This is a genomic window from Thauera carbonicopians (assembly GCF_025699485.1).
Classification (GTDB): domain Bacteria; phylum Pseudomonadota; class Gammaproteobacteria; order Burkholderiales; family Rhodocyclaceae; genus Thauera.
In genome coordinates, this window is the sequence record NZ_JANUXN010000011.1 from 78,188 (window position 1) to 89,975 (window position 11,788).

General features: G+C 64.7%; 10 protein-coding genes and 1 tRNA gene. 3 read left to right on the plus strand and 8 right to left on the minus strand.

The window, feature by feature from the left end; all coding sequences use genetic code 11:
* Nucleotides 1-95: 95 nt before the first annotated feature.
* The 8 genes from NX068_RS14250 to NX068_RS14285 all read right to left on the minus strand — a co-directional run bounded on the left by NX068_RS14250 (nucleotide 96) and on the right by NX068_RS14285 (nucleotide 8,894).
* Complete coding sequence (locus tag NX068_RS14250) at nucleotides 96-1,421, minus strand: McrC family protein (RefSeq protein ID WP_263461922.1); 1,326 nt, start codon at nucleotides 1,419-1,421, stop codon at nucleotides 96-98.
* A complete protein-coding gene (locus NX068_RS14255) occupies nucleotides 1,411-3,138 on the minus strand; it encodes an McrB family protein (protein WP_263461923.1) in 1,728 nt (575 codons plus the stop codon). Before NX068_RS14255 ends, NX068_RS14250 begins: the two co-directional genes overlap by 11 nt.
* A 150-nt stretch (nucleotides 3,139-3,288) precedes the next feature.
* A complete protein-coding gene (locus tag NX068_RS14260) occupies nucleotides 3,289-4,857 on the minus strand; it encodes an MFS transporter (protein WP_442806748.1) in 1,569 nt (522 codons plus the stop codon).
* 122 nt (nucleotides 4,858-4,979) lie between these two features.
* A complete protein-coding gene (locus NX068_RS14265) occupies nucleotides 4,980-5,714 on the minus strand; it encodes an LrgB family protein (protein ID WP_263461925.1) in 735 nt (244 codons plus the stop codon).
* A complete protein-coding gene (locus NX068_RS14270; RefSeq protein WP_263461926.1) occupies nucleotides 5,711-6,082 on the minus strand; it encodes a CidA/LrgA family protein in 372 nt (123 codons plus the stop codon). The genes NX068_RS14265 and NX068_RS14270 overlap by 4 nt, the downstream gene beginning before the upstream one ends.
* A 29-nt stretch (nucleotides 6,083-6,111) precedes the next feature.
* A complete protein-coding gene (locus tag NX068_RS14275) occupies nucleotides 6,112-7,053 on the minus strand; it encodes a nucleoside recognition family protein (protein WP_263461927.1) in 942 nt (313 codons plus the stop codon).
* Nucleotides 7,054-7,168: 115 nt separating this feature from the next.
* Nucleotides 7,169-8,107, minus strand: a complete 939-nt coding sequence (locus tag NX068_RS14280; RefSeq protein ID WP_263461928.1) for a DMT family transporter — start codon at nucleotides 8,105-8,107, stop codon at nucleotides 7,169-7,171.
* Nucleotides 8,108-8,111: 4 nt separating this feature from the next.
* On the minus strand, nucleotides 8,112-8,894 hold the full coding sequence (locus NX068_RS14285; protein ID WP_263461929.1) for a sulfite exporter TauE/SafE family protein: 783 nt from the start codon (nucleotides 8,892-8,894) through the stop codon (nucleotides 8,112-8,114).
* A 265-nt stretch (nucleotides 8,895-9,159) separates the two neighbouring features.
* Here NX068_RS14285 and NX068_RS14290 point away from each other — a divergent pair.
* The 3 genes from NX068_RS14290 (at nucleotide 9,160) to NX068_RS14300 (ending at nucleotide 11,658) form a co-directional block, all read left to right on the plus strand.
* Nucleotides 9,160-9,235: transfer RNA gene (locus NX068_RS14290), tRNA-Thr, on the plus strand.
* A 271-nt stretch (nucleotides 9,236-9,506) separates the two neighbouring features.
* Nucleotides 9,507-10,757, plus strand: coding sequence for an MFS transporter (locus NX068_RS14295; RefSeq protein ID WP_263461930.1), 1,251 nt, complete (start codon nucleotides 9,507-9,509; stop codon nucleotides 10,755-10,757).
* A 133-nt stretch (nucleotides 10,758-10,890) separates the two neighbouring features.
* On the plus strand, nucleotides 10,891-11,658 hold the full coding sequence (locus tag NX068_RS14300) for a 3-hydroxyacyl-CoA dehydrogenase (protein WP_263461931.1): 768 nt from the start codon (nucleotides 10,891-10,893) through the stop codon (nucleotides 11,656-11,658).
* Nucleotides 11,659-11,788 lie beyond the last annotated feature (130 nt).

The window sequence follows — 11,788 nt, forward strand, 5'->3', positions numbered from 1 at the left end:
AGTGTCCGCCAGCCCGGCGTGGAAGACAATGCGAAAGGTCAACGCAGGTGTTGGAGGGTATGCAAATCCATCATGCCTTGCTGTCTGAGGGCACGCTATGAACCGCTTGAGAGAAGGAAGTAGGTGTCAAGGCTCCTGCAACCTGGTAGCCGTAGATGCTTGGCGTGCAGACAGAACGGTAACGCCCACAACCGCAGGCCTGGGGATTTGGGGAACTCGAACACCGGCAGAGGCGTATCGAAACTGTCCGTTTGCGGGTAGATCAGTACGACGTCACCCTTGCCGTCCAGGTAGTTCTGGCCATAGGCGTGCAACTGATAGAAGTCACTTTGATCGAGTCCGTACCGCTCGTTGCTGTTGGCAGTTTTGGCATTGAGCAACTTCCATTTGGTGTCCAGCACCAGATGGGTGGTTTGCGCAGTCTGTACCAGCAAGTCCGGTTTCAGGCGAAACCAGTTTTGCCCACGATGCCTGATCAGCGAATGACTGCGCGCCTGTGAGTGCAAGGTGAAGCCTGCACCCAGTTGCCGGGATAGATGCTTGGCGACGAAAGCCTCGAATATCGCTTCCATCGGAAACAGCAGGGACGGCGCACGATGATCGCCTGCGGCCGTGAGCGGTGATTCGTCCCGTAGGATCAAGCGCGCCCAGGCCAGCGCAGCTTCGTAATGTGCCATGCCACGATCCAGCCGCACGTGCATGAAGTCCATGCTGTGCTGTTTGGATGCAGGAATGTCGGCGAAAACGAAACACAGTTCCTGCGCCAGTCGCTGATTGGTCTGCAAACTTGTCCACGCCAGCGCACAGCGTAACGCTGCGTGCAGCAGGCGATTTTCCGGACGATCGGGAGAGAATTCGTCGTACTCGGTAAAGAAGCGGTCACGCCGCAACAGATTGTGGCGCAGGTGTGCGGACATTTGCAGTTTGCCGCGCAGGATGGAGAGGTTGTCCTGCTCTCTGTGATAATCGCTGCGTAAGCCTCGCTTGACGACGTGCTCCACTGCTCTGAGGAATTCGCTGACGAACACTTCCAGCAAGGGCATGCGTCGGGCCAGCATCTGGGCATGCTGTGTCTGGATGTGGTGAAAACCTCCGAGGCAGCACAGCATCTCGATTAGTAGCTGCCGCGCACTATCCGCGCCATTGGTTTTACCGAGTTTGGGCAGAATTTCGATCTGAAAGCCATCGGGGCTACGGATCACTCCAACGAAGTTCGTTACCTGGACGGCACGGCGGCCGCAGCGTTGAGTCAGACGAAGCCAAGTGGACTCGCCGTTCTCGGCGCTACGTAATGCACAGTTCTCCAGCCATGAAAAAACATCGGGCGGCACGACGGCCAGCCCTGCAATGTCGGGCATCTTCGGCGCATCAGGCGACGAGGCCACCAGTACGTCGAACTCGAATATCGTGCTACCCGCCACTTGGCTGCCTGTCAAACGCAGGGTTGTAGATGCGGATGTAGGCATCCGGATTGGAAAAAGCTGAAGGCTGGAGGCAGTAATGGCGTTTGGTCGAGTAGCTATCAAGGCCGTGGTTGTTGCCGAACAGGCTGCTCAGCGCTTGTTCATGGTCGTCACGCTCGGTGATGAACTGGTGGGCCCCATCAGACTTCTGGTTATCGCCCAGCACCAGACGAATCTTGCGCCAGTCCTCGAAAAAGTACTCTTCCAGTAAAGGTACGATGCGTTTGCGGAAAATGTCTGCCAGTTTTTTGAAGCGTTCGGCTCCATCGCTCACGTCGGCCAGGACCGTGAAATAAGCGTGACCGATGCAGTGGTCGCGATCGTACAGTGCTTCGATGCGTTGATTGATCCGCTCCAGCATCGCACGGACATCGATGTTTCCCACTTTAGTGGGCACTACCAGCTCTGCCAGCGGCGCGCTGTATGGGTCTTCGAGGATCTTTGCGGTGCGCGTGTCGGGCAGCAGCGGTACGAAGTCGAAGCGTCGGCGCAGGGCGGTATCGAGCAAGGCCAGCGATCTGTCCGCGGTGTTCATGGTGCCGATGATGTCCACATTGGCAGGCACCGAGAATGGATCACCTGAGTACGGTAGCCTCACTGTCAGCACGTTTCTGGCTCCTTCGCGCTTGTCGGGTTCGATCAGGGTGATCAGTTCACCAAAAATCTTGCTGATGTTGCCACGGTTGATCTCGTCGATCACCATTGCAAAGCGCTGCTTGGGCGATCGGCGCGCTCTGTCGCACAGTTCCTTGAATGCACCGGGACGGATCTCGTATTCGACCGAGCCGGCTTTGTCTCCGCTGTTCAGTACCGGGCGTAGCCCTTCGACGAACTCTTCGTAGCCATAGGACTGGTGGAAGGTGACAAAGGTGTGGCGCGGCTGCGGGTCGCCGCTCTGCGGCGTGTAATCCCGCTCGAGCAGTTGCATCAGCGTGTAGGTTTTGCCGGTGCCGGGCGGGCCGTAGTAAATCCGGTTGAAACAAGCGGCTGGAGTGTGAGAGCTCGTTCCCGTCGATTCAGGCCCGCTCGCGTCTTCCTCGTCTGTCGATACGGCAGCTGAGGTGGTTTGGCTTGCATTCGGTGCTGCCCAGATCTGCGGCCCATACTCAAGAATGCCCATGTCAGTAGGACTTCTGGCCAGTGCTGCTTTTTGCAGGGTCACCATGCTCTGGCTGACTGGTTCGCCTAGATAATTGGCCAGCATTTTCTTCGAAAACACAGGCACAATCACCGGGTTCTGGCGGTTCTGGCGGTTCTGGTAGTGAAAAGCGATCTTCCACTTGTAGGCTCGGCCCAAGTGCTTGAAGTTGTCGATTGCCTCCAGATTTCCATTGGTAGCCCAGTTCGCAACCTGGACTATATAACCCCGTACTTTCTCGAAAGCTTCCTCGGCTGTGCTACCCAAGGAGGAGTACCAGCCGTGGCTGTCTGAATAACTGAGTTTGGCGTTGGATACCCGGGGTTCGGTGGATCTGCGTGAGAACACGCCGAACTTGAATGCCGAGCCGCCCCAGATGCTGCCCAGTTCACCCAGGCGTGCTTCTATCCAATAGGTGAAACTGTCCGTGGAGCCTGCCTTGCTGTACTCGTCCAGTGTCATGCTGGGCAGACGGGAAGCAGGCCAGATCTCCAGGAACTTATCCCATAAAGCATACTGTTGTTGGAAGTCGTTCATGCGCGTGGGCCCTTGGTCGTGTGAACAGGCTGGCCTTGAATGTGCTCCCGGCAGCTTGGTTGCTGCGCAGTATCCGGCACCACTTGTCTACTGCGATCACCATTGCATCACGTTCAAACTGAAAAATCCGGGCATTGGGCGCAATGCCGATCATGCGCTGCGCAGTCCCAGCAGCCGCGTCAGCAGGATGGCGCCGAGCGGCAGCAGCAGGCCGACCAGGGTCACGGTGACGAGCAGGGCGCCCAGCTGGCTGTAGTCGGCGGGCGTGGCGACGATGCCGGTGGCGGCGTCCTTCACCTCGCGGGTGATGGTGAAGATCTGGTTCAGGTACTTGGTGCCGAGCTGTGAGGCCGACAGCGCCAGGTTGGTGAAGGACGCCATCACGGCGAAGAAGGTCGCCTTCAGGTGGGGCGGCGCGGAATTGGCGATCCAGGCCAGCATCGGCACCATCGACACCTGGCCGAGCGGGGATTCGAGCGCGGTGTTGGCGAGGGCGATGAAGCGCGCGTCGACCACGCCGCCGGTATGGGCGGCGGTCCATTCGTGCAGGCCGTGGAACATGCCGATGGCGGGCAGCATCAGCAGAGCCGAGGCGAGCGTCAGGAAGATGACGATGTCGACGATGGTCTTTTCCGCCATGAAGCGGCGGAACAGGAACAGCCCGGCCAGCGTCAGGGTGCTGACGAGCAGGTCGAGCCGGGACAGGAAGCTCTGGTCGAAACCGAGCTCGTCGATCATCCACCAGGTCATGCCGGCGCCGGGCAGCGGCAGGGCGCGGAAGGCGAAGATGACGATCACGGTGCCGAGCAGCGTGCGCGCGGCTTCGGGCGACAGTTCGCGCAGCAGGCGGTGGATCATGAAGCCGATGATGGCGAAGGAGGCGGCGAAGATGAGCTCCTGGGCGTATTCGAAGCCGGACAGGCCGACGCCGATGGTCAGCGCGACGAAGGCGGCGCTGCCGCCCAGGATCCACCAGTTGGGCCGGGTCGTTTCCTCCGGGGCGTGCACCAGGCGGTCGATGTCGGTACGGCTGTGGCCGAGTCCGGCCAGCCGGCGCGCTTCGCGGCGCTTCAGAAAGCCGGCCAGCACCACGCCGCTGACCGACAGCAGCGGGATCACGAGTGCCAGTTCGTAGATGCGCAGGTAGATGGCGACCTTACCGACTTCGGGCAGGTGCTCCGAGCCCTGGAACATCGCCACGTTGACCAGCGACACCAGTACCGTGCCGCCGATGATGGCGACCCGGCCGAGCATCTGCATCGTGGTGTGCATCAGCCGCACGGTGCCGGCGTCGATCGGCTGGCCGCGTCCGTCGACGCGCGGCACGGCTTCGACCGTCATCGCGTCGGCGACGGCGTCCTGCAGCACGTAGCCGACCGGCGACAGCAGCGTCGACAGCACGAACCAGGCTTCGGCCGGCATCACCGCGCGCATCGCGTCCGGCTTGCCGATCAGGCCGATCATGATCAGCAGGCTGATGGCGATCAGCGTGGCGCCCAGGTAAACCAGCCCGGACTTGTAGCGCCACAGCAGGTCGACCAGGTGGCCGATCGGCATCTTCAGCGCCCACGGGATGTAGGCCCAGAAGGCGAGCGCGGCGAGGAAAGCGGCCGACAGGCCGAGATAGTCCTTGACGAAGAAGGTGCCGACGATGGTGGAGAAGGTCGCCAGGCCCGCCGCGCAATACACCATCAGCGGCGGCAGGTAGGAAAGCCGCATTTCACGGCCGAGTTCGAGGATGTTGCGGTCGATCCAGAGGTGGAGGGCGGTCAGCAAGCGGGCTTCCTCTGCGTCGATGTCTTTGATGTCCCGGTGCCGGATGCCGGTGGCGCGGGCCGGGGTCAGCGGCCGAACAGCCGTTCCAGCCAGGGCATGATCCAGGGCAGGGACAGCGCGGTCAGCAGTCCGTTCAGTCCCATCGCCAGCGCGGCGAAGGCGCCGGCCTGCTCGCTGACCTGAAAGGCCCGCGCGGTGCCGATGCCGTGCGAGGCGAGGCCGATGGCGAAGCCGCGGATGGCGTGGTCGCCGATGCGTAGCCAGCGGTAGAGGTAGGGGCCGAGGATGGCGCCGAGCACGCCGGTCAGGATCACCATCGCGGCGGCGAGCGCGGGCAGGCCGCCGAGCGGTTCGGCCACCGCCATCGCGATCGGCGTGGTCACGCTCTTGGGCGCGAGCGACATCAGCGTCGGGCGGCCGGCGCCGAGCAGCGCGCCGATGGCGTAGGCCGACAGCGCGGCGGTCAGCGAGCCGACCACCAGCGCGATCATCAGCGGTCCGGCCATCGCCTTCAGCCGCGGCCATTGCGCGTAGAGCGGGATCGCCAGCGCCACCGTCGCCGGGCCGAGCAGGAAATGCACGAACTGGGCACCGTCGAAGTAGGTGCGGTAGTCCATGCCGCTCAGCAGCAGCACCGTGATCACGATCGTGATCGCGATCATCACCGGGTTGGCGAGCGGATGGAAGCCGGCGCGCTTGTACAGCCAGTGCGCGGCCTGATAGGCGACCAGCGTCAGCGTCAGGCCCAGCAGCGGCGAGGCCGACAGATAGACCCAGAGTTCGGTCAGGCGCGGCGTCACGGCTTGCTACCTTCGCCTGGCTCGGCAGGTTCATGCCGCTTGACCAGGGCATCGAGCACCAGTGCGGTGACGACGATGGCCAGCACCGTGCTGCCGAGCAGCGCAGCAGCCAGCGGCAGCCATTCCGCCGCGATCAGGTCGCGGTAGAGCATGATGCCGGCGCCGGCGGGGATGAACAGCAGCGACAGGTGCTGCAGCAGGCTGCCTGCGGTCTGGCGCAAGGTCTCGCTCGGGCCGCCGCGCAGCACCAGGCCGAGAAACAGCAGCATCATGCCGATCACCGGACCGGGTATCGGCAGATCCAGGCCGCGCGCGATGATTTCGCCGATCAACTGGAGAACGAGCAGCAGGGTGAGGGCAGCGATCATGGAATGGGTGGCAGGGAAAGGGGAAAGGTTCAAGCCGGCAGCAGCACGTGGCCTGCGCTGCGCAGCGCGATGCCGACGATGGCGCCCAGTGCCGCGGGTTTCCAGACCCTGGCGACACGCGGTCCGGCCGACATCAGGATGGCGACGCCCGCCACGTCCAGGGGATGGATCAGGAAGCCGGCGCTGGCGTTGAGCAGCGCCACATCGGCGGCGCCGGATTTCAGCATTTCGTCCATCACGCCCATCATCGCCGTGCCGCCGGCGATGTACTTCATCAAGGTCAGCAGGATCAGCGCCGGATCGATGCCGAGCGCGTTCAGCAACGGCATCAGCGCGGTGGTCAGCGCATCGATGGCGCCGCTGGTGCGAAGAGCCATCACCGCGACCAGCGCCAGCACCAGCATCGGAATCGAACCGACCGAGATCTTGAAGGCTTCGGCGCCGGCGCGGTTGATGACGTCGAGCACGCCCTTGGCGTCGTCGGCGACGCGGTGATGCAGGGTTTCGTCGAGCCTCGCCTCGGCGGCCGACAGGCGGCGGCCGAAGCCGTGGTAGGTCACCGCGGCGGCGACGATGCCGCCGGCCAGCGACAGCAGCAGCGCCGGCCCGAAGGACAGGCCCATCGCCGCCATCGGAAAGGTGACGTTGGCCTGCGCCATTGCCATCACCATCGCCAGCGTGGCTGCCAGATGGCGGTCCGAGGCGCCGCGGCTCTCCATCATCGTCAGCGTCGCGATCGGCGCGGCGAAGCTGACGAAGTTGATCTGCAGCGCAGCGAACACCCCCAGCCCGGTCAGGCCGGCCGGACGCAGCAGCGGCGCGAGCCGGGCGACGATCCAGTCGAGCACGCCGCGTGCTTCCAGGATGCGCATCAGCGACAGCATCACCACCATGATGGGCAGCAGCACGAACAGCGCCAGCTCCACCGCGGAGCGGCCTGCTTCGAGGATGATCTGAGTGAGGAAGTTCATGTCCGGCGATGCTGGGCGGCGGGAAATGCTGCGGTGCAATATGAAGGCGCCGATGATAAAGCCTGTTCGGCCGCCAGTCGATGGCCGCGTGAATGGTCCGGCCCGGCTTCCGCGGCTAGGCTCCGCTGCGGCGGAACACGCGCACGCCGACGCTGACGCCTGCCACCAGCAGCGCGATGCCGGCGATCTCGGCCGGCGTGGGCCAGCGCTGGTACCAGATGAAGGCGTAGAGCAGGGCGGCGAGCGTTTCGAACACGATCATCTGGCCCAGCAGGGCGGCAGGCAGCAGGTGGCTGGCCTTGTTCCACAGCAATGTGCCGAGCCAGGAGGCGGCGAGGCCGAGCAGCAGGCACATGCCGATAAAGAGTACCGGCTGCGGGCCCAGCGGCCAGTCGAAGCTGCTGCCGGGCATCAACTCGTTCCATGCCGCATAGCCGATGCCGGCCAGCAGCGCGATCGGCAAGGTCGCGAGCCCCTGGGCAGTGGCCCAGGCACGCGACAGGCCCGGACCGCGTGCGCGCAGCCAGCGGCTGTTGCGGATCGGATACCAGGTCCAGCAGGCAAGGGCCAGGACGGCAAAGGCGAGCCCCGGCAGGGGATCCGTGTGCAGGCCGGCTCCGCCGCCGCGGTCGCCATGCACGATCAGCAGCCCGGCCAGGATCAGCGCCAGCGGCAGCAGCAGGCGCGACCAGCGTATGGCGTCCCCGCTGCCGCGGTCGGCCAGGTTGGCGCAGACGGCGATGACCACCGGCAGCGTGCCGATGATCAGCGTGGGCAGCGGCGCCCCGGCAAGCTGGATGGCGGTGGCCAGGGTGGCGTAGTAGAGCAGGTTGCCGACCAGCGCCAGCTTGGCGGCCTCGATCCAGTCGGCGCGGCTCAGGCGGCCGAGGGCGTGGCGATCGAACCAGGCCAGGCCGAGCGCGAGGATACCGAAGGCAAGGTAGCGGCCCACGGCGAGCATGAAACCCGGGTATTCGCCCAGCACCAGCGGGGTCAGGAACACCAGCCCCCATAGCAGGCCGGCGCCGAGCGCGGCGAGCAGGCCGGCAAGCATGTTTTCAGAGCGTCTTGCCGAAGTAGTAGACCGTCAGCACGCTGCCGACGCCGATGATGAAGCGCCGCAGCCAGATTGCCGGAACCTTGCGGGCAACGGCCGCGCCCCAGTAGCCGCCGAAGGTGCCGGTCACGATCATGATGATGGTGTGCGGCCACGACACCGCGCCGGCGACGACGAAGGTGACCACCGCCACGCTGTAGATGATGGCCGACAGCCAGTTCTTCAGCGCGTTGATCTCGAGCACGTCCTTGAAACCCTGGATGGCGAGCGCGGCGATCATCAGAATGCCCATGCCGGCGCCGAAGAAGCCGCCGTAGATCGACACCACCAGTTGGAAGGCGAAGCCGCCCGGGCCGATGTGGTGTTCGTCCGCTCCCGCGGGCGCGGGTTTCCAGCGCTTGACCAGCGCCGAGATCTGGTTGCTGAAGGCGAACAGCACGGTGGCGGCGAGAAGCAGCCACGGAATCAGCCGGGAGAAGGATTCGTTCGACGTCGCCAGCAGCAGCAGGCCGCCGGCGATGCCGCCGATGAAGGCGACGACCGACAGCATCGGCAGGCTCTTCGAGAAGCGTTTGAGTTCGCGGCGAAAGGCCCAGGCGCCGGCAAGGCTGCCCGGCCACAGCGCGACCGCGTTGCTGGCATTGGCGATGACCGGCGGCACGCCGACCGCGAGCAGCGCCGGGAACGAGAAGAAGGTGCCGCCGCCGGCGACCGAGTTCACCGCGCCGGCAGCAAATGCGGCAAGGCCGATGAGGGCGATTTCGAAGAGGTCGAGGCCGGCCATGGCGGGATGAGCGGAAATACGGGAGGTTCAGGTGCGGGCGCCGTCATGCGGCAGCGTGGGCGCGGCTGCCGGGGGCATGCCCCCGGCGTCGCGTTCTGATTGGAGCGTGTCTCCTCCTGCCCCGAATGGGGGCGAAGTGTAGTGCAGGCGACCAAAAAAATGAACATGGGCGAAAAAGTTTTTTTCATCGATTTTGCGGACTCGGAATCAAAAGTCGAGCTTTGCTTGAAACTGCCGTGGCAATGGGCTATAGTCCGCGCCCTCAGCCGGCATAGCTCAGTTGGTAGAGCAGCGCATTCGTAATGCGAAGGTCGGGGGTTCGACTCCTCTTGCCGGCACCAGAATCAAGCAAAAAGGCCATTCCTTCGGGGCTGGCCTTTTTGCTTTTCCGGTTCCGGCCGTGGAGTCTGTTGCCGCGGCGTGCGGCCTGCGTGCAGAAGGGGAAGGGCATGGTGATGGTCGTCGTCGGGCTTGGCCACGGGTCGAGTACAAGCTCTGCCATTCATGGCGGGGCCAGCGAGACGAGCGTTCCTGGAGCCGGAAGCTCGACAAGTTCGTGGCGAGGAAGCCCCGGCCTTCAGGCTGGGGCGGCTCACAGGGATGGTGCCGGGCATGCAGGCTGATCCCTCCGAGGTACGCAGCGCCTTGCCCGGTCCGATCCGCGCGCTGGGGCACCGCAATTTCCGCTATTACTTCCTGGGGCAGGTGGTATCGATCCTCGGCACCTGGATACAGCAGGTGGCGATGTCGTGGCTGGTCTATCGGCTGACCGGGTCGGTGGCGCTGCTCGGCATCACCACGTTTGCCGCGCTGGTGCCGATGCTGTTGGTGGCCCCCCTGGCGGGAGCCTGGATCGATCGCCACGACAAGCGCCGGCTGCTGATCCTGGTGCAGGGCTTGCTGGCGCTGCAGGCCTTGTCGCTGGCAGTACTGACCCGGTTCGAGCTGGCCGGACCGGACCTGCTGGTCGCGATGTCGGTGCTGCTGGGGGTGTTGAATGCCTTCGATACGCCGCTGCGGCAGTCGCAGATCAACAGCTTCGTCGGCAACCGGGCCGATCTGCCGAATGCGCTGGCGCTGAACGCGATGGCGTTCAATGCGGGGCGTTTTCTCGGGCCGCCATTGGCTGGTCTGCTGCTCGGGCTGACGTCGGAGGCCTTCTGCTTCATGCTCAACGCGCTGTCGTTCACCGCGCTGGCCTTCGGCGTGTGGCGGATTCGCGTGGCGCCCTCGCCGCGCGCGAGCGGCAGCACGGCATCGGTGTTCCGCGAAGGCTTGGCGTATGTGTGGAACACTTATGCGATCCGGACGCTGATCCTCACGCTGGCGATGACGAACCTGACGGCATCGAGCTATGCGGTATTGCTGCCGGTGTTCGCGAAGGATGTCTTCGCCGGCGATGCGCGCATGCTCGGCATGCTGTGGGGCGCGGCTGGCGCGGGTGCCTTCCTGGGCACGGTGTTCCTGGCCACACGCAAGCACCTGCCCGGCCTGGTGGCGGTGATCCTCAGCGGTGCGGCGATCGGTGCGCTGGGCTTGCTGACGTTCTCGTACAACCGTTTCCTGCCCCTCTCGCTGCTGGCCATGGGCATGCTGGGTCTGGGCATCTCGATCGGCAATGTCGCCACCAACATGCTGTTGCAGACCCTGGCGCCCGATCATCTGCGAGGGCGGGTCGTGTCCTTCTTCAGTTCGACGCGTTTCGGTTTCGACGCCATCGGCGGTCTGCTTGCCGGCCTGCTGGCGGCACAGGTCGGCGTACAGCGGGCGATGCTGATCGAGGGGCTGGTGCTGGCGACCTTCGTCGTCTGGGCGCTCGGTAGCCGGAGCCGCCTGCGCGATGAGGTTGTGAGCCGGGTCTGAGCGGGGATGGCCTCGAGGTCGTCCGGCGGAGAAGGTTGGGGCGGAGGGTCTGCTTTTATTGACGTTAACGTCAACGTGAACTATGTTTGCGGGCTGACATTCAGTTATCAGACCACAGACGGGGAGGTTGGCGATGCAGATCGAAAATGGCGTATTCGTTGTGACCGGTGGCGGCTCGGGCCTGGGCGCCGCAACGGCGCGCATGCTGGTGGAAGCGGGGGGCAGGGTGGTGCTGGCCGATGTCAATCGCGAGGCGGGTGAGGCGCTGGCTGCCGAACTGGGCGCGGTCGCGGCCTTCGTCGCCACCGACGTCACCGACGAGGCGAGCGGCAAGGCGGCGATCGATCGTGCGGTGTCGGGTTTTGGCGGCCTGAACGGGCTCATCAACTGCGCCGGCGTGGCGCCGGCCGAAAAAGTCGTCGGCCGCGAGGCGCCGCACCGGCTGGATTCCTTCGCCCGCACGGTGTCGATCAACCTGATCGGCACCTTCAACATGATCCGGCTGGCGGCCGACGTCATGAGCAAGGCCGAAGCGGACGCCGGTGGCGAGCGGGGCGTGATCGTCAACACGGCGTCGGTTGCCGCGTTCGACGGCCAGATCGGGCAGGCAGGCTATGCTTCGTCCAAGGCCGGCGTGGTCGGGCTGACGCTGCCGGTGGCGCGCGAGCTGTCGCGCTTCGGCATCCGGGTCATGGCGATCGCGCCGGGCATCATGGAAACGCCGATGCTGATGGGGATGCCCCAGGAAGTGCAGGATTCGCTGGGCAAGATGGTTCCTTTCCCGTCGCGTCTCGGCAAGCCGGCCGAGTTCGCTGGGCTGGTGCGCCACATCATCGAGAACGCCTACCTGAACGGCGAGGTGATCCGCCTCGACGGCGCCATCCGCATGGCGGCGAAGTGAGCGCCGGGTGAGTTCTCCCGCCTGCGCTGCGGCACGCCGCCGCAGCGCAGGCGGCCGTGCAATGGTCGGGCAGGGGGAAATGTGCTAAAAACGGGCCATCCCAACGGGCCGCCCCGTAACGGGCCGTCCC